Raw genomic sequence first — 23581 nt, forward strand, 5'->3', positions numbered from 1 at the left:
GTAAGCGTTATAGCGAGTCACTCACAGAATAATGGTTCTTCTCACAAAAGCATATCTATCCGAGGCCTTCTAGGAGTCGTGGAGTCACGCGGTAGTGGGGCCGTGCGGCCGGCAAAACTGGAGGATTTTTGACTGAGTTGCTTCTTACAGAGATATTAAGGTAGTTTGACAGCTGATTTGGCTAAGGAGGAAGACTAGCGCCGTCTCTCATGTTATCGTGAGACACAAGAATGAAGGACCGATATGAAGGGGTTTGGCTGAGAAAATGACGACCGGGAATACTTTTAGACGTAACATTCTATTGTTAATCGGTTTTAACGTTTTGCTGCGGACGTTGTGGCTCTTGTATATGCATCCGCATCAGATATCTGATTTTGCGTGGTATTATGGGCACGCTTCGCAGCTAGCAGCGGGCCATGGATATCGTGAACATGGGCGTTTCACTGCATACTGGCCCATCGGGTATCCGTTCTTCCTCTCCCTGCTCTTCAGGTTGACCGGGCCTTCAGTGCCTTGGGGACTGGCTATGAATGCAGGTCTGAGTGTTTTTATAGTGGTTCTGATTTATGTGATGGCTTACAAGTTAATGAACCGCCATGACATTGCCTTTTTTGCAGCTTTGGGCTACACGATTCTACCAAGTCAGATTGAATGGAATTCCGTTCTGGGTTCCGAAGAACTCTACACAGCTCTGTTGCTGGGGGCTTTGCTGGTGTACATGTTTTCCTCATCACGTACAGTCTGCACTTCTGATACAGCCCGAACTTCAGGTCCTGTACGCACTTCAGGTTCACAGCACAAGTGGACAATACTCCTCTCGGGGATTCTCTTAGGCGTGGCGTCTGACGTCCGGCCAATTGCCCTGCTTTTTCCTGTGGCCATCGGTGTATATGAAGTTTGGATTAACAAAAAGCCGTTTCGTGCAGCGGCAGGCATGATTCTAGTGATATATGCAGGGGTATGCCTGAGTGTTTTTCCGGTAACGCTCAGAAATATTTTGACGACACATCATTTGTCATTAATCTCCACAAATGGTGGTGTCGTTTTGTGGCAAGGCACGCATGCGGACGGGTCGTACTACTGGTCCTGGAATCCGGAAGTTAATCCTTTATTGGCGGCGAATATGCACTATTTACCCGCTAAAATGGGGCAAATCGGAATGCACTATTTTCTGTTACATGTGATACGACATCCATTCTGGACCATTCTCCACGGATTCTACAAGTGGTTTTTCCTGTACTGGATGGACAACAATGTTATAGGCGTTACTTTTGGGGTTAAAGACCCGTCAAGCCGATGGCTAATAAATGGAGCCTCGTTATTTAATAACATCTCCTATTGGATGTGGATGGGAATATGCTTCATTGGTGCCATCAAAGGTATTCGAATGGTCTTAAAGTCCTGGCGTATCATTGCCCTGCCAACCGCGTACTTGGCTTACAACACGGCGATTTTCTTTTTCTTTCCAGCATGGGATCGCTTTCGATATCCGATGATGCCGCTTTTCGCTATATTTTTCGGTTTAGGTATACATGTAATTCGAACCATGATTGACTTTTACAGACCCAGCTTCAGAAAATTTACCTAAGGGAATTGAAGTGTTGCAACCGAGCCGACACAAGTGTTGCAACCGAGTCGCAACAAGTGCTGGAACCGAGTAGGATTAAGCGGTGTGATGGATGAAACCTGCTTTCCTGTCAATGCTGTGTATGTGGAATCTGCCCCTGCCAACAGTTACACAAACGGGAGTTTTCCGCCAAATGTTTGATAGATAAGAAGCAGGTTTAACATGACAATTAACACCGCGGTAAGGGACGCGAGGACTGTTGTCCAGCGCTTATTGACTAGAACGCCCATAATGTCACGCCTGCGGGTAAAGTATATGAGTGCAATAATAGGCATTGGTAAAACCAGGCTGAGAACAACTTGGCTTATGACCAGGGTTTTTGTTGGGTCGACGTGCAGAGCTACAATGACAATTGTGGGAGCCATGGTGACGACCCGTCGTACCCATAGTGGAATGGTAAATCCAACAAATCCTTGCATAATCACCTGTCCCGCCATGGTGCCAACAGCAGAGCTGGAGAAGCCGGAGGCTAACAGGGAAACAAGGAAGACGGCTGCTGAGGCAGAACCGAGCAGAGGTGTCAGGGTTTTGTAAGCCGTTGTGATGTCGGCGATGCCTGTATGCCCGCTGCCGTGAAAAACGGAAGCGGCCATGTACATCATGGCTAAATTGACGAGGCCGGCCAGACTCATCGCGATGATGATTTCCTTGATACTAAAGCCGTTGATTTTTCTTTTCTCTTCATCGTTTTTGGGGACGATCCGTTTTTGCGTCAAGCCCGAATGCAGATAGACTACATGGGGCATGACGGTGGCTCCAATGACACCGACAGCCAGAAGCATCGCACTGCCATTTCCAATCCATGGAACAACGCTGTGGTATGCGACTTGGCGAAAATTAGGTTTGGATAAAATGGTCTCTGCAATGTAGCAAATTCCAATCAAAACAACGAGTGCACCAATGAATTTTTCCAAGGGTCTAAACCCAAATCTATCGAGCATAAGAATTACGTACGTTGCTATACCGGTGATAATTGTGCCGATGAGCAGCGGGATGTGAAAGAGCAAATACAGGCCTAGCGTGGCACCCAAAAACTCGGCAAGGTCTGTCCCCATTGCGGCGATTTCGGAGAATACCCACAAGAACACGGACAGCCATTTGGGGAACCGCTCTCTGCAGAGCTCCGGGAGGCTTTTTCCCGTTGCGATCCCCAGTTTGGCAGACATGCTCTGTATCAGCATAGCCATCAGGTTTGCCAGCACAACGACCCACAATAATCTGTAGCCAAATTGCGACCCGCTTTGGATGTTTGTGGCGTAGTTGCCGGGATCGATGTATGCTACAGCAGCAATAAAAGCGGGTCCGATAAACGGAAGCAGAGAGCGTAATCCCTTCTGCTTACCGCTAAGCACATGTCTTGCAGCTAATTCTGTTTTATTTGGCTTTACCGTGGTTTCTGGAACAGACACAGACGAGCACTCCTTTACATATCCTCTCTGTCAGTACAGCGTACTTCGCCATCACAAAAGTTGCTTTGAAGACAATTTGTTAGCCAAAGGAAACTTAGGGTACAGTATATGAAAGGGGCTGTATTTGGTGCTTGTCTCTGTGAATCGAGAAACCATCTGGGTGGATTCTAGTGATTCTGTCAAGTATAATGAACAAGGTACAAATACCGAACATAAAATGATTTTGTCTATAGTAATGTTCGGATTCGTGCTTTTAGGAACTTGACAATAAAGGAGAGTCATTATGACTCAGCAGTATGATGCTATCATCGTAGGTGCGGGTCCCGCAGGTCTGTATGCAGCCTACGAGTTTACACGCCGTGCGCCGAACGCAAAAGTCTTGCTTGTAGAAAAGGGTGTGGAGGCAAAGTATCGCCACTGCCCAATTATGGAGGGGAAGATTGAAAAGTGTCCTCCCGCAAATAAGATTAAAAACTACGCTAGTTGCTGGCCGGCTTGCGGTGTTATTAATGGCGCAGGCGGTGCCGGCAGTTTCAGTGACGGCAAATTTAACATCACGTCTGAGTTTGGCGGCTTTTTGACGGAGTTTTTGTCGCCTTCGGAAGTGTTGTCTTTGATTCAATATGTAGACGATATTAATTTGGAGTACGGTGCCCCTGGAGCTATAACCGACCCTACGACAGACGCAGTCACACAGATAGAAAGAAAAGCCATGGGCGCAGGCCTGAAATTGCTGCGTGCCAGAGTGAGACATATTGGTACAGACAGAAACTTAGAGTTAATGACAAACATTTTTGCGTACTTGGAAAAACACGTGGAGCTGCGGTTCCGTACATTTGTAGAAGAGCTGATGGTCGAGAACAATCAGGTTCGGGGAGTGAGAACGCGATCGGGCGAAGAAATTCATGCCGATAACGTGTTGCTGGCTCCTGGGCGCGACGGCTCAACGTGGTTGTCCGAATTGCTTCGTCAACATGGGCTTCGCATGACAAACAACCAAGTGGACATTGGTGTTCGGGTGGAGACGTCGAATGTCATTATGAAAGAGATAAACGATCATCTGTATGAAGGCAAGTTTATTTTCCTTTCGCCGTCAACAGGTCTGAGAGTTCGGACGTTCTGCAGCAATCCTTCAGGTCATGTTGTGGTTGAAAATCATACGGGTGTCATGGCGGCTAACGGGCATGCCTACAAGGACCCGGCTTTAGGAAGTGACAATACCAACTTCGCTTTGCTGGTCAGCCACCGCTTTACCGAACCCTTTGATCGTCCAAACGAGTTCGCAAAGCAGATTTGCCGGCATGCCAATGAATTGTCCAACGGGTCCATCATTGTTCAGAAATACGGTGACATATTGAAGGGCCGCCGCAGTACTGTTGAGCGGATTGGAGAAGGGTTTATCGAGCCAACACTGAAAGAGGCGGTGCCGGGAGACTTGGGTCTCGTGCTGCCTTACAAGACCATGGTTGCTTTACAGGAAATGATTGAAGCATTGAACCACGTTACGCCTGGCGTAGCCAATGAACATACACTGTTCTATGGTGTTGAAGCCAAATTCTATGCAGCACGGGCAGAGGTAGACAACCGACTCGAAACAAAAATCCACGGCTTATATTGTGCCGGTGACGGTCCGGGAATCTCAAGAGGAATTTCTCAGGCAGCCAGTTCCGGTGTCTATGCAGCACGAAACATTATGGAACAGCTAAGTCAATAAAGTGACAAGGCGAACCCGACGGAGCACTTGGGTTCGCCTGTTTGTTCGTGGCGCTTTCTATCAGAGGGCCCTTAGTTATAGTTGGAACGGCTTGGTCCTTGCTCAGCAGTTTTATCTGCTTGCATGACCTGTGACAGGCCCGGAGTAAATCCTGGACGGGTGGTATAGGCTGGCTGCATGTGTTGGGGCTGTGCATAGTTTGCGTAGTTCGTTCTTTGAGGTTGGCCCATTTGTCCGTATGGCTGGTTGTGTTGCTGATTTTGTTGCTGATTTTGGTGATCCGCTTGCATGACCTGAGCCATCTGCCCAAACTGTTGACTGTATGGCTGGTTTTGCTGTTGAGCCTGCCGATCCGCTTGCATGACTTCAGCAATCCCGGGATACGAGTGCTGCTGGTAGCCTGGTTGCATCGGACGCATGGCTTGTTGCAGACTGTTTTGCATAGGTTGATGTTGCATAGGTTGATGTTGCATGTTTTGCGGCTGCATGTTTTGTTGTTGCATATTTTGCATTGTCATTTGCTGCTGAACTTGTTGTTCCGCCTGGTTGCAAAGTTGAATGATTTGCCCAAGTTGTTGGGCGGCATGGGTCTCGGTTTGCGCCATACCTGCCATGCCGTTTTGCTGCGCAAGCATCTGTGCGTTCTGGCGTTCACTGGCTTGCAGTTGCTGACTGATGGTTCTGATTTGTTGCAAGTCCTGCATGATTCGATGCATGAGGTAACCTCCTGAATTGGTTTTGTCGTCGCTGTTTTGGTTGTCTGCGATTTGTCTTCTTGGTGTCATTCAAAGCTTTGACGACAGATGCTATTTTCCGCAATCTAGGAGGAAATATACAAATGCATTGCACTAGTTGTTACGTGCAGCGAAGGGGGATGAAAGCCTATTATGACACGAAGAAAATTCGCCTGAAAAAGTGGTTGCATTGCTGGGGGAAACATCGTATAATAACCCTTGTCGCTCCGGTGGAGGACAACAACCAAAGAGCTTGTTTTGTGCCCGTAGCTCAGCTGGATAGAGCGCTTGACTACGAATCAAGAGGTCGGGAGTTCGAATCTCTCCGGGCACGCCAGCGTGCCGAAGTGGCGGAATTGGCAGACGCACACGACTCAAAATCGTGCGGGAAACCGTGCCGGTTCGAGTCCGGCCTTCGGCACCACCTTTGGGGCTATAGCTCAGTTGGGAGAGCGCTAGAATCGCACTCTAGAGGCCAGCGGTTCGAATCCGCTTAGCTCCACCAGACGGTCCTCGATAGCTCAGCGGTAGAGCATCCGGCTGTTAACCGGAGGGTCGTAGGTTCGAATCCTACTCGGGGAGCCATGACACTTTCCTGTAGCAAGTGACGCTGAACAACTTGTGGCATTCGTTGCACTCATAGGAGACGAAATGCAGGAGAGAGTAAGCATTGGTCACTGAAGGATTCGGTGATAAAGGCCCCATGGTCAAGCGGTTAAGACACCGCCCTTTCACGGCGGTAACGGGGGTTCGAGTCCCCCTGGGGTCACCAGGGCGGTTAGCTCAGCGGGAGAGCACTCGCCTCACACGCGAGGGGTCGGCAGTTCGATCCTGCCACCGCCCACCACCAATTTCATAGCATCAACCCTGACGCGGGGTGGAGCAGTTGGCAGCTCGTCGGGCTCATAACCCGAAGGTCGCAGGTTCAAGTCCTGCCCCCGCAACCAAGTGGAGCTGTGGTGTAGAGGCCCAACATGCCTGCCTGTCACGCAGGAGACCGCGGGTTCGAATCCCGTCAGCTCCGCCACTAAGGGCCTATAGCTCAGCTGGCTAGAGCGCACGACTGATAATCGTGAGGTCAGAGGTTCAAGTCCTCTTAGGCCCACCAAATCGCTTAGAACTAGCGAACCCCTTCCAAGACGGAGGGGGTTTTGAATTTTCTGTTGTCCCCTGGTACATTTGTCCCATTGTACCATCGTTATACGATTCTTATATTTTCACATTTTACAGAAGTTATTGTGAGACTCCTTGACACTGTGATTCGTTCAAGGTTACTCTGTTATGGAGATGAGCTGAGTAAGCAGAGATGAGTTGAACAGTTGAACGCCCGTAACAGGGTGTGGCTTAGCCTGCGAACCGGAGCTTATGCTGCGGTTTTTGTGTTTTCTACTGTTCAATTCGAGAGGAGGAGAGCCATTGCTGCTCGTACTTGACAACTTTGATTCATTTACCTTTAACCTCGTACAGTATTGTGGAGAATTAGGTGCCGAGGTGACAGTTCGGCGTAACAACATTTCCTTAGAAAATCTCGTCCGTCTTCAACCAGAAGCACTCTTGGTTTCCCCTGGACCAGGCACGCCGTTACAAGCCGGTTCATCTATGGACGCTATTCGTTACTTCTCAGGCAGAATCCCGGTTTTCGGGGTATGTTTGGGTCATCAGGTTCTTGCACAAGCTTATGGAGGAACGATTCTGCGGTCCCCCGAGCTTCGACACGGCAAGACTTCTCCTGTTCATCATGATGGTACTGATCCGCTCTTTTCAGATGTTCCTCCCGTTTTTCAAGCGACCCGGTATCATTCGCTCATAGTAGACCCAGCCACACTGCCTTCCTGTTTCGATATTACCGCATGGACAGAAGACGCCATTATGGCAATTCGCCACAAGGAAACGGGTGCTGCGGGTGTGCAATTCCACCCCGAATCCGTGTTGACACCGTCTGGAAAACAAATTCTTGGGAATTTCCTTCAGACATTCATGAGTAAAGTTGCAACAGGAGTGTTTTCGGCATGACCTTACTTAAAAAATGGAACCTGTCGAATCGAATCGATCCCTTCTACAGCTATTTGCACATTACGGAGGCATGTGGAGAAGGCGAAGTGTATTTGCTTGACGGTGCAGCAGAAACACAATCTGCCTACAAAATGAGTATTATTGCTGCACTGCCCGTGGTAGAGGTTCAGATTAAAGATGGAAATGTGATTCTCATTGCAGAAGAAACGCTTCTTGAGAACCTTGTGCGCGTGCTCCAGAAACGCGGCTATGCGCGAGATGTAGCGGATGCGGCAGTCGGGGCAAAGAGCGTCATAGCCGGTGAGAGAGCTGTGTTCTTCCCAAAAGACGCAATGGACTTCCTAGAAGCACTGAGGACAGGAATTCGGAGCTTTTTCGGTGATACGGACTTAGCACCTTTTGCCCAGGGGTTCCTGGGCTATGTTGGATATGATGCCGTACACTATTTGGAATCTCTCCCGAAAACAACGATAGATGACAGGGACTTGCCGGACGTTCGTCTGCAATGGCACAGTGCCGTCATTCAGTTGACTGAACAGAGGCTGGAACTCTATTCGGCTGCTGGAATCCTGCAGCAGTATGTCTCCGCGGAGCAGGCAAGAGTCTTGCTGGAGAAGACAAAGCAGATTTCTAGACTTGCGGCCGATTGGATTCAGGAGCCGCCGTCTGTGCCTGCATTCTATTCGTTTAGTTCCGCATCTGGAGCGAAAGGTGATGTCAATGCGAACCAGCAGACGGCGGGCGACCAGGCGATGATGAGTAAAGTACCTGAAACATACAATTGGCCGCCGACGTCTGCACCTGTGCTGGACGATGAAAGCCCGCTCACAGAAGACGTCTCTCAGGAAGACTTCGAAAATAGTGTTCGAAAGGCAAAGACATACATTGAGGCGGGAGATATCTTTCAAGTGGTGCTATCAAAGCGGATTCGAATCAAGAAGCGTATGCACCACTACGAAGCGTACGACAGGTTGCGCAAAATTAATCCATCTCCTTACATGTTCATGAGTGAGTATCCGGATATGAGACTGTTTGGAGCCAGTCCCGAAGTCCAATTTCGCACATCCTCAGGTCGGGCTGAGATGAAGCCGATTGCCGGTACTTCGAAGGGTAGAGGAGCTACACCAGAAGAAGATAAACGTCTTAGCCAGCGGCTGCTAAATGACGAAAAAGAACGTGCAGAACACATTATGCTGGTTGATTTGTGCCGGAATGACTTAGGGCGGGTTAGCAAAATCGGATCGGTCAGTGTGGAAGACTTTATGACGGTAGAACCTTATTCGCATCTGTTTCACCTTGTATCTACGATTCGAAGTGAACTGCGGGAAGACGTCAATGTGTTTCATGCGCTCTTGTCTACGTTTCCCGCTGGCACCCTTTCCGGTGCCCCGAAGATTCGCGCCATGGAAATTATTGACGAACTGGAACCGTACCGACGCGGGCCTTACGGCGGTATGATAGGGATGATTGACTTTGACGCGAATGCAAACACGGCCATTGTCATTCGCACAATTGTTGAAACGACAGTCGAGTCAAGCAGCACCTATTTTGTCCAAGTGGGCGCAGGGATTGTAGCCGACAGTAATCCAGAACAAGAGTGGATGGAGTGCGGTCACAAATCCGGCGCAATCTTGGCGGTACTGAACGAAAAACCAGGTGTCCGTGTGTGATGTGACGCCCGAGCGGGTTGCAGGTGAACTCGCTTCTGTGGTATATTTATGGGCGTCGCTTGCGCCTATAGCTCAGGGGATAGAGCACCGGTCTCCGGAACCGGGTGCGCAGGTTCGAATCCTGCTAGGCGCACCAAAGAAGCTGACTGGTGAGCGCAAGCCTTGCTGTGACAGGAATATCGCACGTTTGGCAATTTGGAAGCAGACGATGTTCCTAGGGCACAGGAAAGCCGAGCACGTGTGACAAACTTTGCACGGAACCGTGTATCCAGCAGTCCATTTCAGAAAAGATCTGCTTGTCCTCATATGGATTCAATCCAAGGAGGCAAGGAGGTCTTTTTGTTTTGAATCCACGTCAGCATCGCCAACCCGTAATGGGTACTGTTTTGATTAATACCCGTACGGCACCTACCTTTGCAGAAGCGCAGGTTTTGTTTCAAACCTTTTTGGAGGTCAAAGAAATTGAAGGATTGAGACCCAGGACGCTCTCCGATCATCAGGTGTATTTTAAGGGCTTGGTAGATTTCGTTAGAATGAGCCAGTCGGAAAACTTGGAAGAGGTCACACTATCGGTCGATGTCATTCGTCAATACATTTTGTACTTAAAAAAGGAGAAAGGCATCTGGGACAATCATCCTTGGCTCGCCAAGGATCATGCACACAAACGCGGGCTTTCTCCGGTCACCATCAATGTCCGACTGCGTACCCTAAAGTGCTTCTTTCGGTACTTGACGAGAGAGGGTTACATGCAGGAGGACCTGAGCGCGAAGATTAAATTGCTGAAGACAGACAAGGATCGCATCGTCGCGCTTGACAAACAACAAGTGACAGCGCTTTTGCATCAGCCCAATCTGCAGTCCTATGCAGGGAGCCGGGATTATGCAGTCATGTTGCTGTTATTGGATACAGGACTTCGTATTAGTGAAGCACTGGGATTGACGCTCTATGACATCGACCTGAAAACCCACGCCCTGGTCGTACCTGCACACTTAGCGAAGAACGGAAAATCCCGTGAATTGCCCATTTCGCCTGCGACGGTTCAAGCCCTGTTGAAACTTAAATCGCAAACGCAGCGGTCACTTCCCGAGGGCGACCGCTTGTTCTACAGCATCTACGGCGACCCCTTGGAACCGTCTGGCTTCCGAAGGCAATTGACGCGATACGCTAAACGTGCCGGAATCGAACAAACCCGCGTTTCACCACACGTGTTTCGGCATACCTTTGCCAAGTTCTATATTTTGAACGGTGGGGATGCTTTTACGCTGCAGCGCCTCCTTGGGCACAGCACCATGGATATGGTCCGTGTCTATATTCAAATGTTTACTTCCGATGTACAGGCGCAACATCAACGGTACAGCCCCGTGCAGGGTATTTTGGGGAAGACCCAACGCCGGACACGAATGGACCTGCGACACAGGTAATGGTTTGAGCATAGACGCAAGGTGACTTTTACAGGAAGGGAGTCATTTCGTGTGAAACTGGACCCGATATTTGAAGTCGATGATGACTGCATTCTCGATCCAAATACGATTGCTGAAATTTTGCAGGTCAGTGAGGAAACTGCCCGTCGGTGGTGTCGTACTGGAGTGATGGATGCGTACGCGCCTGGCGGTCACTACATCGTCTCTGGTGCCGCGTTTAAGCAGTTCTTGCGCGAATCTCGTCCTACTGCAAAATGGGACAAGCGATTGCCAAGATGACCCAACGTTCCCTTGCCGCCAGAGCATTCCTCAAGACGCGGGACATTGAATATTTCCACACCGAAGGCATGTTGACATTTGCTTGTCCAACGTGTCATTACGAGGCAGTAATGGACGAAGAGACAACGCGGTGGGCATGTACACATTGTCATGCAGACGGGAACTTACTTTCGCTTTTGCAAATCGCAAGTTTTAAGAGCGCGAGAATTGAACACGGCTACAATCCTGAGCGGCAGCGCAGGGATATCCAAACGATGTTTCTACACGCCATTAATGATGGGCAAATGAATCAACAGCGACTCCGATGCCTGTATGAGAAAACGATGGCGTTGATTCACTACTACCGTAACTCATGAGAGTGCCACGTCTTCTCTGAACACAATTTTGCACTGGGTGCTCGAAGGCGGAGGCACGCTGCCACGCTTTTGGTCAAGTCGTCGTTACAGGAGGGAGTCATGATGGATAACTATCCGCGTACGTTGTCGTCGTTCTTTATGGACGGATCACCGGCGGGGAGGGTGCTGTATACCCTCAGTAATTGGAGCGGTGCCGGACTGCGCATTCCAAGAGATTTGGTTCGACTGACGAGCCAAACACGAACTGAGTTGTATCGTACAGGCGTGTATTTGTTGTTTGGGAAGGATTCGAAAAACCCGAATCAAGCGAGAGCACGGGCTGGGCAGGGAGGAATCCTGAAACAAAGGTTATTTGACCATCTTGCCACAATAGATTGGTGGGACGAATGTGTCGTGTTTTTCGCGAATGACGGTAGCTTGAATACAGGACATACGAGGTATCTCGAACTCATGCTCATCCGGGAGGCGAAAAAGGCGGGAAAATATCTGGTGACCCAGAACGAACCGAGTGAGGATACGTTCGATTTGACAGAACAAGACCGTGCGCAAGTGGATGAATTTTTCTCCTATGTGAAGCTCATTATGTCCTCCGTTGGACATCCCGTGTTACAGCAGGAGAAAACGCCTCAGACGGAGGAGGAATCTGTATTTGTCATCCGCAGTAAGTTGGACGATGGTACAGCATTTGAAGCGATGGGCAGAAAGAGCATAGGTGCCCAATTGAGATTTTGGCGGGTTCCATCGCAAACAAGACGGTGAGTAGTGCGGTTTCCTTTTCGGCATTGAGCGCAGTACGTAAGAAGGACATCGAAGACCTTCTCTCCAACGGGGTAATCGTGGACAAGGGCGATTATTATGAGTTCGAGAAAAATCATCGGTTTTCTAGCCCATCCTACGCTGCGGTCATCGTTCTCGGACGAAACGTTAGTGGGCTGACAGAATGGAAGTGCGCTTCTTTGACGTTACGGGACTATGAATTCGAGCAGAACTCAGCGCTCACCGCTCAGTGTTGAGGACCGTTGTGGGGTAGGGATGTAATGGGTGCCGTTTTGGAGGATGAAACATGAAATGGATGAAGAAGGTGCCTTGTATTTCACAAAGTACATGTCGACGATTTGGTTCCCTAAATCGAAGAGAAACGGTGTGCTAATGATTAGTGCGCCGTTGGGCATTGTTTTTCTTCCAATATTGTCGCGTTAAAGCCCCAATGGTTCAATTTGATTGGGAACTAGATTAGCTACGCCAAAGACACAATGTGGTCAGAAGATAACTCAGTCAGCCGCGACGCGTGTGTTAGGTCAGGAAGCATTGACTGCTAGTCTTCATGTTTGACGCTCAGGACATTATTATCAACTTAAAGTTCTCGCTCTTGTCCTTGTAGATGTCTAAAAGTTCAGTGCTGTTTTCCGGTCAAGAGAGAATGATGTCATCTCGGTGATATGAGACTGCTGATAGCGTCCCCCTAGTCTCTTTGGAACACAGACGATGCCTAAGTAATACAATCAATTAACGAAACTAAATAATTATCTATTTTACGGAAATTTAGACCGTTGACTTTTTCGGCTTTGTATTTCACTAAAGCCTCATTGGCTCCGTCCTTATCTCTTAGTTTAATTTTGCAAAAAACCTGCAATAAGGCGAACTCTTTCCTTTTGGCAATGGGCGACACGTTGAGCAACGAATACATGTCATCTTCAGTTTTGCCAATTATCCCTTCGTACGTCCCATATTTCAAAATCCATTCCTCGATTTCTGGCATACTCTCAATAAAATAATCCGCTGCCCTCTCGTTTTCAATTGAAACTAATCCTTCTTCGAAAACTCTCATTTCTATATTCTTTACGACTTGTTCTACCCTTTGTCTTATGATACATTCATGTTCTTTTGGCTGTTCCAAAATTAGCAATTCATTGGAAACCAGTTTAGGCATTCCATGAGGATGTATACCTATGTTAATGAAATAGTATTGTCCGTAAAGCCCTCTTTGAAAATTGATTACTCTGTAAAAATCATTTTCAATTTTCCAAAAATTATTTCCCTTTCTCCTATATCCTAGGCTCTTTAGTTCCTGATCGACTCTTTGCAATAATACCTTCATAAGGTACCTCCCTATTTCGACCTCGGTCCAATGTATGTGTAACTTTTTTGAGGGATTTGTCTTCCAATTTGTCTAGCACATACTTCAGCGGTTCGTGGGGGGGTTGTACAGTCACATGAACGGCACCATCTCTGTTAGAAAGCAACACAGAACTTTACACCTCGTTCTGTGGAGTAAACTTTCCATCCGGTTAGGGTACATACTGTACACGCCAAGTGTTGTCTCGCCAACCGCCGTCACGCTTGTATGTAGAATTCTTTCGGCAAGCATGCTTGATTAATTCCACTTTTTTCAACCCAAAGCCTCCTCGAAATTCCGTTCGTCCAACTTCATCTCATGCCTGCCTAAATCTCACACAACCTGCAAGCCTGGCGGACTGCATGGATTTGCAATCCTATACGCGTTGGTTACTCAATACACGCTCTCGACAATACAACTGGTGATTCGGAGGACTGATCGAGAAACTTCGACTACTCCATGACAACCTGCGTATCCATAATCTTGCGCATTAATATCAGAGAAAACATAGTCCCTTCTCTTTCAGGTAGTATATCTTTCAAATATATAGAGCTGTCCTCATATATACTTGGAAACGAAATGGTCACATAATTCATTTGTCGATTCTTACTGTCCCACATTCTGTATCTCACCTTATGCGTTAGATGTGGCAAGCCTGTTAGAGTTTTTAGTGATGACTACGAACTGTTTGAGCGAATGCACTGGATTTGTTTCCACTTCGAGTTCGAACATGGGGGACTTTGACCCTGACGAGCCATGCACTGATCCTAGTTGCCCGTGGAATAGGATCGATGGGTACAAAGAGAGTCTGAGGAATCGCACTGATTGAACGTCCGAAAGGTTTCGTGGTCAACAGTAATATACTGAAGAGGTGAGCCTATGCGGGTCTTATCCGACGACAGAGAGTCTTATATTGAAATGATTCCAGTTGAATATGAATCGCAACATCTTCCTAGCGTCTCACTCATGATTAGCATTTCCGCGAGTTCATATGGTCATTTGTATTCTGCAAGCAATCCTACAGTCTGGTTTACAAAGGAGAGTTTGAAGAAATTTATTTCGGACCTAAATTTGTTGGACGCATCAAGACAAGGTGCGGCTACACTGCAGAGCATGAGTCCAAATGAGTGTGAAATATCTATCTTCGCATTTGACCATCGTGGTCACGTAGCTATTAAACTGCTCATGTCGAAGCCTCAGTTTGGAACAGGTCAGATGTTTCAACATCACCTGGAAACTGGATTTGAACTTGATCCCACAGAGTTGCTAAACATCATACGGGGTTTTAAGGGACTCTTGCAGCCGATCAGTACATCATAAAACTGTGCTTTTATTAGGGAAGGAGTGTGATGCGGTGTATGCAGTGGTTTTCAGAATTAGAGGATATTCCGCTATTCAAGCCACTCATAGAGGTTTTTGACCTACTTGGAGAACCTGTGAGCCGCATTCCTGGTGAGTTTTTTGGCGGTGGTCATTACTACATGGGTAATGGGTTTTCAATATGGTACAACACGAAGCGGTGGTACTTAGACAGTGGCATGGAACGACATGAAGTTGGTGTTGAAGGTGAGTATTTTGCTAGTCTTTCATATAACTCCTCAATCCTGTGGGAGTCTGGGATAGACAACGACTTCACTGAAAAAGGTATCCTCCCTAAGGAAGCTGGATTTGAGATTAGTCATGCTATCAGGGTTGGTTCATCATATAAGGACGTAATGCAGATAATAGGACAGACCAGTGGTGTTCGTGTATATGAGGGGCAAAGTCGGAAATTAAGTGCTGACCGTAACCAATTTCTGTTCGAATACAACTGGGTTGGTTGGAACAACTTCGAGTTTAGGTTTTATGGTACAGGAAAGAAGACACCTTTGAGTTCTTTCCAATTCACGCCTCCCAACAAATACAGATGGCAGGACTTGAACTAGGTTTATGAAACCGCCGCTCTTTTATTACAGCATGTTGCTAAGGATGTGATGCAGTGCTTTCCTTACAGACAATCGCAGGAGTTTACAGGTTAGGACTGGAAATTGGATTCTTTAGCAAGGACGAAGTAATAGAATGGGAAGACAGGCTCATCGAATTAGAGCAACGACCATCAAGTGAACTTATTGATGTTTCCATGGCGGTAAACTCAGAGCCTGTGGATGTTGTGAGTGCGTTGAGAAGACTTCAAGGTGAACACGGTGACGCGATGCCTGTTAAGGTTTTGCTTGGATTACTTTGGCTCAATGCGAAGCACAAATGTGATAATGAAGCTATAGTTCATTACCTCTATAGGTTTTCCAATGAAATATCCAGTGACTCCCTTGATGATGAAGTGGTAGTAAAGATGAACATTATTGAGGACGAATATCGTTTTACAGATTTAGACGAGACAGATGTGGAGAACTTTTTGCGCCCATTCTCTAAATATGGCGATGAGTGGAAGCGGTAATAAAGCGCTTTTGTTGGTAGTAGAATGCACCTTTAATGCTTGGGTAGCCAGGAGGGTACGTAAGGTGGAGCAGTTGGACACCGCTAGGGACATATTTCTCAAATATGGTGGCAGTTATTTTCACATGGATCGAGAAGGAGACTACGGATACTATAAGAGCTTTGGGGTCTCGAAGGAACAGGAACTGGCATGGATTGAAGAAAAACAACGAGAATTATCGTCAGAGATCAAAAATGAAACTAACGCCCACAAAATAGAACTTTTGTTGTCTGAATGGAGCGACATCCTCTACAACTACAACGACGTGTTTTTCTTTGCCTTACTGCTTGATGCAGTCAGGGAAAAGAGACGTGGTTTGGATTCTTTTAGTCAACTATTAGTGGCGGAGAGAATCGTTCATGTTCTTGGATCACTGAGTCAATTACAGGGCGAGAACGACGTATTGTCCGACGGGAAGGATTTGGCACTCGAACTTCTCCATCGTGTACTCAACAGCCCCATCACAATCGCAGAAGAATATCGAAATACGGACTATCTTAGTGACGTGATTACGAAGCGAAACATTGTGGCTAGGGCGTCGAAGGCTATTGAGGTTTTTGCGAAGAGGTGAAGTTATCAATGAAAAAATTGATTTTTGTAATGTTGGCAGTTGCGTTTCTGGTTAGTGGATGTGGTCAAGCAAAAACATTCACGACAGAGCCAATTCACACTGCGAATCAACTATCCATCACGCATTTTAGTATAAAGCCAAATTTATATTACGTCCTGACAGCCACACCTGTACACAAGGTTGGCAAAGTGTTAGCTGTTATAAACTCTAAGGACACAAAAGCAACTCAAAGCAACAATGGTTGGTCAACAGCTATTGTTTGGACTACGATTGAAATTCGTGAAATTCCTGGTGTTAATGTCAAGAAGGCAGTTGCTGTCAAAACTTCGTTTGACGGACATTATGTTAAAGCGGTGGCACAGAGTAAAGAGCCTACATGAGCCATTCCAGTCCAACACCCCGTACCCTTACAGACGCACTGCAGGATGTCGCAGTCCAAATATTCATCCAATTACTATATATACATGTCAGATAGAGTGACAAGATGCCACAAGACGTTGTATATGAATCTACGTCCCAGTGATTCGGTCTATGGGCTGCTACGAGGTGTCTACGTATGTTTACTGTAATTTTCCAACTTACACGATGGGTGAGCTATGCGTAAGTTGTTTCTTGTGTGCGTGCCTCCTTTGGATAGAGGATGAAACATGGTCAAGATGGAAGTCATTCTTGTCTACAGGTTGTTCGCACACATGCCAGCGTCGAGTTCATAAATTTCTTCTCGGACGAGCTTGTGTATTCCGCGGTTGTGATTTACACAAAAACGCTGCTTCCGTTTATGTAGATAAATTGCATATTCATACGTTACCAGTGTGCTAAACTTATGTAAGTCAAGGGCAGAATAGCTGAATAGCAGCGCAATTGAATAGGCGCATAATGATGGAATAAGTGTGAGGGGCTTGGTCAAAGGATTAACTTTGAGGTTGACACCGATAGCAGTCCACGTACACTAGAGCCGGGCAGATGGAAGGACGTGACACCTCTGAAGAGGATTATTGCGTACATTATTGATATGTGTGTAGTGGGCGTTTACATCGGTCTGCTTGCCATAGTGGGACTATCGATAGTCCACTTGGGACATCACGATACGGTGGTCAATAGCAGCTTCGAACGTGCAATGGCTCAACTTGGAGCCTTCTTCGTGCTGACACTGCCAGTGACAGTATGGTTGGCTGCTTGGGAGTACGGAGCGCAGGTAACACCAGGCAAGCGTTTGATGGGTCTAAAAGTGGTTACATACGACGGAAGACAATTGACCCTGAGGCAAGCGTTTCTAAGGTCAGTCATAAAAGTCACACCTCCATGGGAGTTGGCTCACGCTGCCGTTTGGAGGCTAGTCACCATTCATGGAACAGGTCCTGATATTGTCACTTATCTTTTTCTCAGTTGTTCCTACTTCATAATTCTGCTCAATGTAGTATTACTCTTTTTACCCACAAGCAGACTACTTCACGACAGATTAGCTAGGACCATCGTGAGGTAGTCGAGAGAGCCATGTCCATTGACCTTTTCAGGTTCAGGGGCAAAACGTACCAGAGACGTGGTTGCTGTCGCCATGTATGAATATGCACTTCCATAGTGAGCACCGTTCCGGGGCTATTGGACAGTTTAGTCCAGCGGAATCCATATCAGGTAAAATCAGAGTATTAGGATATCTGTGCAAAGCATTTCAAACGACGGTTATGCTGAACACTAGAGTAGGACCTACCTTTCACGTATCTATACGAAAGCAGAATGGAGTGAGTAATTTGTCGGTCAGATTTCATCGGACTCGTCCAACCAACCACTACGATGAAGATGTTCGTCCCTTGGATGCAAAATTGGTCGAATTGATTGCGGCACGCAAGACTGTTTCAAACAATAATCCAGGATTCCCACCTAATGCAGACATAGATATGTGGGCACAGAAGTTCGGCTTGTATGAAACCTTTGTACATAGTGTTTTTACCACCTTATACAACGAAGAGATTCACCGACCCAGGGTAGAGCCCCAAGGATTTCGTCGTGTCATTCCAGTCATGAGGTTAAAGGAGACTGACTCCCAAGTCTTCTTAGTAACGCACCTACGTCAATACGATAATGCGAGCGTCTTGTATCTGGAGATTGATAGCAAATCCGAAAATCAAAGTGAGCCTACACATCGCCCCCACGTTCAATGGAATTTGACTATAGGACCCGAGTACGACTGTTATTCGACAAGCGGCTCGGGGAATAGCGACCACTTTTCGCAACAATTCGTCGTCAGTCCTTGCTTACCAGATAAGGTTGAAAACCTCGTTTTCAAATTCAAATGGTCATCCAGAATGCCAAATGCGGAGGACGGCTCCCAAGGACAAGTCATTCTTTGAAATACAATAGCCATGTTTGACTGCATGTTTATGCGGTCAAGTGTGAGATCCAGTTATATCGCAATTGGGCAGGTTTGTACCACAAAATCTGCGTTGCGAAATGAGGTGTCACGTGGACGATTTACGGAAGACAGCATATAAAACGATGAATTATCAAGCTCTGTTGGATATCAAGAACAGTGGGCAGTTCACCGAAGCGAACTTTTATCGAGTGTCTCGTGTTGCACATGTCTTCCACAACCTTGCGGAGTACATAATTGCTGACTTCAATGGCTTTGATGAAGACTCTTTTTGGAATGCAGTGGCTGGTTTGGAACAGCAGTTCGGAATGCATCACTACAGGAAAATCTTTGATGAGGTAGTCTCGCATTGAGTCTACGTTCTGTCGCATAAGGGGGCATAACCTGAACAAGCCCGCCCAACAATTTTTTGAATGAATATTCAGTTGCGTCGGTGGCACAGAAATGTCGCTATTGGGCAGTTATGCGACACAGTAGTTGTCGACGCTAGGAGGGGAATTTCTGAGCCGAAGAACTAGACGCAAGAAGCACAAAGAATATCTAATGTCAATGGTGTATGCAATAAGCCTGAGTCCAACGTGGAGAAAAACACTGTTGGATAGTCCGTTGGGTGTAGAGCATAAAATCCTTCCCGAGACTTTAGACACCAAGCATCTGCTATATTCCGCTGTTGAACGATATAACCTTGAGTACAAGGTTTGGAAAGACAACGAATCCCATGGATTTGTGGAATTTGTAGTACAGTCAAACGAGTTTCCCGAAGTACAGGGTTCTAGTTGGAACAATCCAAACGTCATGTAAGTAGGAACAGAGTGCGGTGCGGTTGTGTCGCTCACGGGGCAATACCGACATAAGCATTGGCTTCCCTATTGCACTATCCGGCAGATTAGTTTATTAAAGGCGAATTAGGAAAGAAGGGCATCCGGGTGTGGATGGGCATCCCAAATTACGAACCACGATTTATGCGAAGTACCGCAGAGGTCATCTCACAATGCGGAAGAACATTACGGCAACTGCATGGTAAGACCTTAGAAGGTATTTATGTGCTGTGGAACATCACATTGGATGAATGGTACAAAGACGCCCCCGTTATTGTCCAAGTAGAAGATTCACAAGTTGAGCTTTGTTCAAATATGAACGACCTGTTCTCAATCACCTTCAATCAAATCGACAGATCGCTTGATATAGAGCCCATGGACTTGGCGGACATTGGGGTGTGGCATTTTGAATGGAGAAGTATTTCTGAGCAAGACATCGTTGGTCGTAGGATTAACGAAATTGAAGTGATTGAATATGAATTTCGAACTACAAATCCCAGCAGCAAAAAATCACTTAATGGATTAGGACGAGAGGCATACAGTTGGCTGCACGGTCTTGGATTCAACTTAGATCGTGGATACGTTGGAGTTTTTAATGCACTTGACGAAAATGACATCACCTTCCACCGAACAACTACCGAGGAATTTCATTACATCGGCATTTAGGTGGAATATTATAAAAATTAATGGTTGCATGGTCGCCATGGAGTTAAAGGGCTATAAAGTGACAAAAGGAGTTAGAGTCGGGAGCTGTTTAAATGTTTGGTCCGATGCCAACATCACGGCAAGAAAAGCTAGATATGATCGACGAGATCGTGAATCGATTATTGGCTCGCTATGCGTCTGCAATAGTTGCTATTGGAGTCTATGGTTCAATTGCCCTGGAGTCGGACGGACCGTTCTCAGATATTGAAATGTACGTCATTGTCCAAGATGGTGCGGAAGTCCAAGGGCATGAATTTGTCTATGAACCATTCAAGATTGAAGTGGCTGTATTTCAGAGAACGCCATTCCTTAACCGAGCCAGGGCAGTTGACGATTTGTGGGCACTTACTGCTGATTCATATATCAATATCAAAGCCGTTTTTGACCCAGATGATTTCTTTTTGGCAGTCAAAAGTCTCCCACTAGATATCTCCGATGTGACCGTTGAGAAAATTATGAGGGAATTTGTGATTTGGGAGCCATATGAGACTATCGCCAAATTGCGCAATAACTATAATGCGGGTAACCTCAACTACATTTCGCTCGGGGCAAAGGACCTTTCGTGGCGAACAGCGAAACTAATTGGACTTGCTAACAAGCAATATTACAGCACAAGAGCCAAAACCTTTGAAGAATCCTTACTGGCAAGGTCCAAACCTGACGGATACGCAGAATTGGTTCAACACATCATGAACGGTTCATTGAGTGACCGTGACCACACTTACAAACTGTGTGAACAACTATGGAACGGCTTAAACGATTGGCTGAAAGAACTCGGAATCGAGTACGTGGAAACAGAGTTACCCTTTTGACGCTCCCGAAGACAGACTTAGTGAATAAATATGCTTTTAGGGAGTCAAGTGCTTCCTGAACACTTGGGCAGGATAGTGCAACAAGGTCTGACCAAATTATGGGTGGTGAACTGTGTGATGAAGGTCATTTTTCTTGATATTGATGGAGTGCTAGTTACCAGTCGCCACTTCGTCCAAAGCCAAAAGTATTTTGGTCACGAGTTTGACCCTGTTTGTGTCGAGAATCTAAAACTGATTTTAAGTCAGACGAATGCAAAGATTGTAGTGTCTTCGTCGTGGAGAGAAGGACGCACGCTGAAAAATCTTGAAGCTATCTTCGATGCGAATGGACTTGAAAATTGTCTTGTCGGACAGACTCCATTGCTGGAGTTTGGTACGAGGGAAGATGAAATCCAAACCTACATCGATGAGATGCGTGGCACGGAATTTGAAGTACAACAATTCGTCATAATTGACGATGAAGAGGAAATGAACAGGTTGGTGAGCCATCTTGTTCGTACGGACTTTCAGACGGGATTAACCTCTGAAACAGTTCTGTCTGCGGTCGAACATTTGGGATAAGCCTATTCGTATAAACATACATCTTGCTCAACGACGCCTTCCGTCGCACACGGGCAGCAATGTTGAATAGTGAGCCTACTGAAAAGCCTGTCATGGACGCTGCCGCGGCGAGGCAATATGAAACGCCCACCAAACTTGAGCTTGATGGGCTGGACAAACTTGAGATTAAAGGGATCCCTTACGCTAACGGCTTACATACAACACGTTGGAAGACGTTAAGATGAAATTGCTCGGTGCTCTAGACTACCCGCCTACAGGTGAGATCAATTTACTGTTCCTGCTTTTTGATCGTTGGTGAACCATTCACATCAATTTTAGTACTTCGTCCAACATGGCATAGGTTTGCTGCATGCCTTCTTCCATGCCGCCTGATATCATTCCGTCCCTATCGTCGACACTCAGGCAGGTCCCGGTTGATACTAGTTTCGTCATTCCGTTGCCCACTTCGATGAGTTCTATCTTCTGAAGGGACACATGTCCACGTTCAGCAAGACCGTCAAATTCGAAAGTTTGAACCGTCATCTCTGGGGAAACCATGTGGAAGCTCCCGTGGAAGATAAATTCGGCTCCATTCGGGCTGGTTTGCACAAATCGCCATGAACCACCGTCGCGTACGTCGAGATGCTCTACGCGCGTGGTATATCCTGGTCCAATCCACCAGCGTTCTAACTTGTCCTTTTGCGTCATCGCAGCAAAGACTTTGTCTCGGGGGGCATCAAATGTGCGTTCAATTACCATTGTTGGTTGTCCGGGCTCAGCTGTCACTTTAGCTCTATTCATTCTGATCGTCCTCCTGTAATAATGCGTCCAAGGTATCAAAGCGATAATTCCATAGTGCTTCAAATTGGTCCAGGTACTCACTCGCATCTCTCAAGGCATCGGGTGCGATACTGACAATTTGCTCCCTTCCATTTCGTCGTTTGACGATTAACTTAGCCTTCTCCAGTACACTCAAGTGTTTGGCAACGGCAGCGAACGACATTTCATAGTTCTCGGCAAGTTGACTGATGGTGCGCTGGGCATGGACCAGTTTCTGTAATATGTCTCTTCGAATTGGATCTGCCAGCGAGCCAAACAAGCCATCTAGATACGGATTATATTCAACCATATGGTTTAATGTAAGCCGTTTCGTATAGAATGTCAAGCACGCAGGTCACAACCCAATCGAACCTATTTTGGACATGCGTTCCAGGATATTGAACAAACGGGGGCTTTAGTTCAGCAAGAGATCTCTGTTAAAAATGCATAAATATTAATTTTCGAAAATATCTATCCGATGCACATTCTGTGTTATGGTTTAACTTAAGATAACCGAATGCTTATGGTCTGTTGTTGCGACCGGACTGCAGGCGTTGCTCGTGGAAAGGGAATATTCTCCTCGGTGATATGAACGTCAATGTCCAATGCGAACTCCTTAACGGACAACTTGTAGCGTCAACGCCATCTATGAGTTTTAATGGGGCAAATGCGGTCATTAGTCGGCATCATTACCGGGATCCGTATTCCAGGAACCAAGGCTTTCGGACCTGATACTCGTCAACCTATGGACAAAATGGCTCGGTAGTAACACTTGAGGTCAAGAAAGACCGCCCGTGTGGAGAGCTGAATTCGGAGGTCACCCATATGTCGTTCAAACAGTTTTATAACGGTATAAAGTTTTCAGAAGTTACGGTAGAACACTTTAATGAGCTGTTGACTAAAAATATGAGGGTTCTTTACCAACATGAGTTCAAAATCGCCGTTGCATTTCATGTCAAACGGTGTTTTGCTACAATTCTCGCTTTGGAAGTCTTCCCACCACTTCTTTTCCTTAGGATCAAGGTCCCTGGATATGCATAATACCCATTTGCTGATTGTTTTATTGTGTTGACTGGCACTGTCAAATGCCTTGCCAAATGATTCCTTAATTTGTGACGATCTACTTTCCTAATCGA

General features: G+C 46.7%; 26 protein-coding genes and 10 tRNA genes. 31 read left to right on the forward strand and 5 right to left on the reverse strand.

Going from position 1 to position 23581, the window contains the following annotated elements; genetic code table 11:
* The first annotated feature begins 265 nt into the window (after positions 1-265).
* Positions 266-1588 carry a hypothetical protein gene (locus tag GI364_RS09355; protein ID WP_198853337.1) on the forward strand — a complete coding sequence of 441 codons (1323 nt, stop codon included), beginning with the start codon at positions 266-268 and terminating at the stop codon, positions 1586-1588.
* Positions 1589-1734: 146 nt separating this feature from the next.
* Here GI364_RS09355 and GI364_RS09360 read toward each other — a convergent pair whose 3' ends face one another.
* A complete protein-coding gene (locus GI364_RS09360; RefSeq protein ID WP_198853338.1) occupies positions 1735-3036 on the reverse strand; it encodes an Nramp family divalent metal transporter in 1302 nt (433 codons plus the stop codon).
* 283 nt (positions 3037-3319) lie between these two features.
* On the opposite strand from GI364_RS09360, the gene GI364_RS09365 reads away from it, so the two are divergent.
* On the forward strand, positions 3320-4750 hold the full coding sequence (locus tag GI364_RS09365; protein ID WP_198853339.1) for an NAD(P)/FAD-dependent oxidoreductase: 1431 nt from the start codon (positions 3320-3322) through the stop codon (positions 4748-4750).
* Between the two features lie 71 nt (positions 4751-4821).
* Here the strand turns inward: GI364_RS09365 and GI364_RS09370 are convergent, their stop codons facing one another.
* On the reverse strand, positions 4822-5466 hold the full coding sequence (locus GI364_RS09370) for a hypothetical protein (RefSeq protein WP_198853340.1): 645 nt from the start codon (positions 5464-5466) through the stop codon (positions 4822-4824).
* Between the two features lie 278 nt (positions 5467-5744).
* Here GI364_RS09370 and GI364_RS09375 point away from each other — a divergent pair.
* The 17 genes from GI364_RS09375 (at position 5745) to GI364_RS25385 (ending at position 12236) form a co-directional block, all read left to right on the forward strand.
* Positions 5745-5821 (forward strand) — tRNA-Arg (locus tag GI364_RS09375).
* Positions 5822-5825: 4 nt separating this feature from the next.
* Positions 5826-5908, forward strand: a tRNA-Leu gene (locus tag GI364_RS09380).
* Between the two features lie 5 nt (positions 5909-5913).
* Positions 5914-5989 (forward strand) — tRNA-Ala (locus GI364_RS09385).
* Between the two features lie 5 nt (positions 5990-5994).
* Positions 5995-6069: transfer RNA gene (locus GI364_RS09390), tRNA-Asn, on the forward strand.
* 112 nt (positions 6070-6181) lie between these two features.
* A tRNA-Glu gene (locus GI364_RS09395) sits at positions 6182-6256 on the forward strand.
* A tRNA-Val gene (locus tag GI364_RS09400) sits at positions 6257-6331 on the forward strand.
* Between the two features lie 24 nt (positions 6332-6355).
* Positions 6356-6431 (forward strand) — tRNA-Met (locus GI364_RS09405).
* 3 nt (positions 6432-6434) lie between these two features.
* Positions 6435-6511 (forward strand) — tRNA-Asp (locus GI364_RS09410).
* A gap of 4 nt (positions 6512-6515) precedes the next feature.
* A tRNA-Ile gene (locus tag GI364_RS09415) sits at positions 6516-6592 on the forward strand.
* A 308-nt stretch (positions 6593-6900) separates the two neighbouring features.
* Complete coding sequence (locus tag GI364_RS09420; RefSeq protein ID WP_198853341.1) at positions 6901-7497, forward strand: anthranilate synthase component II; 597 nt, start codon at positions 6901-6903, stop codon at positions 7495-7497.
* Positions 7494-9167: an anthranilate synthase component I family protein gene (locus GI364_RS09425; RefSeq protein WP_198853342.1), complete on the forward strand. Its 1674-nt coding sequence runs from the start codon at positions 7494-7496 to the stop codon at positions 9165-9167. The genes GI364_RS09420 and GI364_RS09425 overlap by 4 nt, the downstream gene beginning before the upstream one ends.
* Before the next feature lie 61 nt (positions 9168-9228).
* Positions 9229-9303, forward strand: a tRNA-Arg gene (locus GI364_RS09430).
* Positions 9304-9511: 208 nt separating this feature from the next.
* Positions 9512-10588 carry a tyrosine-type recombinase/integrase gene (locus GI364_RS09435; RefSeq protein ID WP_198853343.1) on the forward strand — a complete coding sequence of 359 codons (1077 nt, stop codon included), beginning with the start codon at positions 9512-9514 and terminating at the stop codon, positions 10586-10588.
* A 51-nt stretch (positions 10589-10639) separates the two neighbouring features.
* Entirely contained in the window at positions 10640-10867 is a 228-nt protein-coding gene (locus GI364_RS09440; RefSeq protein ID WP_198853344.1) for a helix-turn-helix domain-containing protein, read from the forward strand.
* A gap of 110 nt (positions 10868-10977) precedes the next feature.
* On the forward strand, positions 10978-11223 hold the full coding sequence (locus GI364_RS09445) for a hypothetical protein (protein ID WP_198853345.1): 246 nt from the start codon (positions 10978-10980) through the stop codon (positions 11221-11223).
* A 99-nt stretch (positions 11224-11322) separates the two neighbouring features.
* Positions 11323-11982 (forward strand): GIY-YIG nuclease family protein, encoded by a 660-nt coding sequence (locus GI364_RS09450; RefSeq protein WP_198853346.1) that lies wholly within the window; start codon positions 11323-11325, stop codon positions 11980-11982.
* Positions 11979-12236: a DUF4357 domain-containing protein gene (locus tag GI364_RS25385; RefSeq protein WP_370541856.1), complete on the forward strand. Its 258-nt coding sequence runs from the start codon at positions 11979-11981 to the stop codon at positions 12234-12236. The genes GI364_RS09450 and GI364_RS25385 overlap by 4 nt, the downstream gene beginning before the upstream one ends.
* A 476-nt stretch (positions 12237-12712) precedes the next feature.
* On the opposite strand, the gene GI364_RS09460 is transcribed toward GI364_RS25385, so the two are convergent.
* The gene (locus tag GI364_RS09460; protein ID WP_198853348.1) at positions 12713-13321 is read right to left on the reverse strand and encodes a DUF4304 domain-containing protein; all 609 of its coding nucleotides are present in this window, start codon (positions 13319-13321) and stop codon (positions 12713-12715) included.
* Positions 13322-14218: 897 nt separating this feature from the next.
* On the opposite strand from GI364_RS09460, the gene GI364_RS09465 reads away from it, so the two are divergent.
* The 12 genes from GI364_RS09465 to GI364_RS09520 all read left to right on the forward strand — a co-directional run bounded on the left by GI364_RS09465 (position 14219) and on the right by GI364_RS09520 (position 21647).
* A complete protein-coding gene (locus GI364_RS09465) occupies positions 14219-14659 on the forward strand; it encodes a WapI family immunity protein (protein ID WP_198853349.1) in 441 nt (146 codons plus the stop codon).
* Positions 14660-14697: 38 nt separating this feature from the next.
* Positions 14698-15264 (forward strand): hypothetical protein, encoded by a 567-nt coding sequence (locus tag GI364_RS09470; protein ID WP_198853350.1) that lies wholly within the window; start codon positions 14698-14700, stop codon positions 15262-15264.
* 53 nt (positions 15265-15317) lie between these two features.
* Positions 15318-15773: a hypothetical protein gene (locus GI364_RS09475; RefSeq protein ID WP_198853351.1), complete on the forward strand. Its 456-nt coding sequence runs from the start codon at positions 15318-15320 to the stop codon at positions 15771-15773.
* A 64-nt stretch (positions 15774-15837) separates the two neighbouring features.
* Positions 15838-16383 (forward strand): hypothetical protein, encoded by a 546-nt coding sequence (locus GI364_RS09480; protein WP_198853352.1) that lies wholly within the window; start codon positions 15838-15840, stop codon positions 16381-16383.
* 8 nt (positions 16384-16391) lie between these two features.
* On the forward strand, positions 16392-16763 hold the full coding sequence (locus GI364_RS09485) for a hypothetical protein (RefSeq protein WP_198853353.1): 372 nt from the start codon (positions 16392-16394) through the stop codon (positions 16761-16763).
* A gap of 593 nt (positions 16764-17356) precedes the next feature.
* Positions 17357-17866: an RDD family protein gene (locus GI364_RS09490; protein ID WP_198853354.1), complete on the forward strand. Its 510-nt coding sequence runs from the start codon at positions 17357-17359 to the stop codon at positions 17864-17866.
* Positions 17867-18131: 265 nt separating this feature from the next.
* Entirely contained in the window at positions 18132-18731 is a 600-nt protein-coding gene (locus GI364_RS09495; protein ID WP_198853355.1) for a hypothetical protein, read from the forward strand.
* Positions 18732-18843: 112 nt separating this feature from the next.
* A complete protein-coding gene (locus tag GI364_RS09500; RefSeq protein ID WP_198853356.1) occupies positions 18844-19104 on the forward strand; it encodes a hypothetical protein in 261 nt (86 codons plus the stop codon).
* 241 nt (positions 19105-19345) lie between these two features.
* Positions 19346-19552 (forward strand): hypothetical protein, encoded by a 207-nt coding sequence (locus GI364_RS09505; protein ID WP_198853357.1) that lies wholly within the window; start codon positions 19346-19348, stop codon positions 19550-19552.
* 242 nt (positions 19553-19794) lie between these two features.
* Positions 19795-20235, forward strand: coding sequence for a hypothetical protein (locus tag GI364_RS09510; protein ID WP_198853358.1), 441 nt, complete (start codon positions 19795-19797; stop codon positions 20233-20235).
* Between the two features lie 92 nt (positions 20236-20327).
* Positions 20328-21086 (forward strand): kanamycin nucleotidyltransferase C-terminal domain-containing protein, encoded by a 759-nt coding sequence (locus tag GI364_RS09515; protein ID WP_198853359.1) that lies wholly within the window; start codon positions 20328-20330, stop codon positions 21084-21086.
* A gap of 117 nt (positions 21087-21203) precedes the next feature.
* The gene (locus GI364_RS09520) at positions 21204-21647 is read left to right on the forward strand and encodes an HAD domain-containing protein (RefSeq protein WP_198853928.1); all 444 of its coding nucleotides are present in this window, start codon (positions 21204-21206) and stop codon (positions 21645-21647) included.
* A 303-nt stretch (positions 21648-21950) separates the two neighbouring features.
* On the opposite strand, the gene GI364_RS09525 is transcribed toward GI364_RS09520, so the two are convergent.
* Both GI364_RS09525 and GI364_RS09530 read right to left on the reverse strand, forming a co-directional pair.
* A complete protein-coding gene (locus GI364_RS09525) occupies positions 21951-22427 on the reverse strand; it encodes an SRPBCC family protein (RefSeq protein ID WP_198853360.1) in 477 nt (158 codons plus the stop codon).
* A complete protein-coding gene (locus tag GI364_RS09530) occupies positions 22420-22791 on the reverse strand; it encodes an ArsR/SmtB family transcription factor (protein WP_198853361.1) in 372 nt (123 codons plus the stop codon). Before GI364_RS09530 ends, GI364_RS09525 begins: the two co-directional genes overlap by 8 nt.
* Positions 22792-23581 lie beyond the last annotated feature (790 nt).

This window comes from Alicyclobacillus sp. SO9 (assembly GCF_016406125.1).
Lineage (GTDB): Bacteria > Bacillota > Bacilli > Alicyclobacillales > Alicyclobacillaceae > SO9.

Excerpts from the sequence above, each read along its gene's own strand:
- GI364_RS09460 (WP_198853348.1), bottom strand. The coding sequence starts at position 13,321 with ATGAAGGTATTATTGCAAAGAGTCGATCAGGAACTAAAGAGCCTAGGA.
- GI364_RS09465 (WP_198853349.1), top strand. The coding sequence starts at position 14,219 with ATGCGGGTCTTATCCGACGACAGAGAGTCTTATATTGAAATGATTCCA.
- GI364_RS09470 (WP_198853350.1), top strand. The coding sequence starts at position 14,698 with ATGCAGTGGTTTTCAGAATTAGAGGATATTCCGCTATTCAAGCCACTC.
- GI364_RS09425 (WP_198853342.1), top strand. The coding sequence starts at position 7,494 with ATGACCTTACTTAAAAAATGGAACCTGTCGAATCGAATCGATCCCTTC.
- GI364_RS09355 (WP_198853337.1), top strand. The coding sequence starts at position 266 with ATGACGACCGGGAATACTTTTAGACGTAACATTCTATTGTTAATCGGT.
- GI364_RS09370 (WP_198853340.1), bottom strand. The coding sequence starts at position 5,466 with ATGCATCGAATCATGCAGGACTTGCAACAAATCAGAACCATCAGTCAG.
- GI364_RS09445 (WP_198853345.1), top strand. The coding sequence starts at position 10,978 with ATGGACGAAGAGACAACGCGGTGGGCATGTACACATTGTCATGCAGAC.
- GI364_RS09485 (WP_198853353.1), top strand. The coding sequence starts at position 16,392 with ATGAAAAAATTGATTTTTGTAATGTTGGCAGTTGCGTTTCTGGTTAGT.
- GI364_RS09520 (WP_198853928.1), top strand. The coding sequence starts at position 21,204 with ATGAAGGTCATTTTTCTTGATATTGATGGAGTGCTAGTTACCAGTCGC.
- GI364_RS09365 (WP_198853339.1), top strand. The coding sequence starts at position 3,320 with ATGACTCAGCAGTATGATGCTATCATCGTAGGTGCGGGTCCCGCAGGT.
- GI364_RS09450 (WP_198853346.1), top strand. The coding sequence starts at position 11,323 with ATGATGGATAACTATCCGCGTACGTTGTCGTCGTTCTTTATGGACGGA.
- GI364_RS09525 (WP_198853360.1), bottom strand. The coding sequence starts at position 22,427 with ATGAATAGAGCTAAAGTGACAGCTGAGCCCGGACAACCAACAATGGTA.
- GI364_RS09515 (WP_198853359.1), top strand. The coding sequence starts at position 20,328 with ATGTTTGGTCCGATGCCAACATCACGGCAAGAAAAGCTAGATATGATC.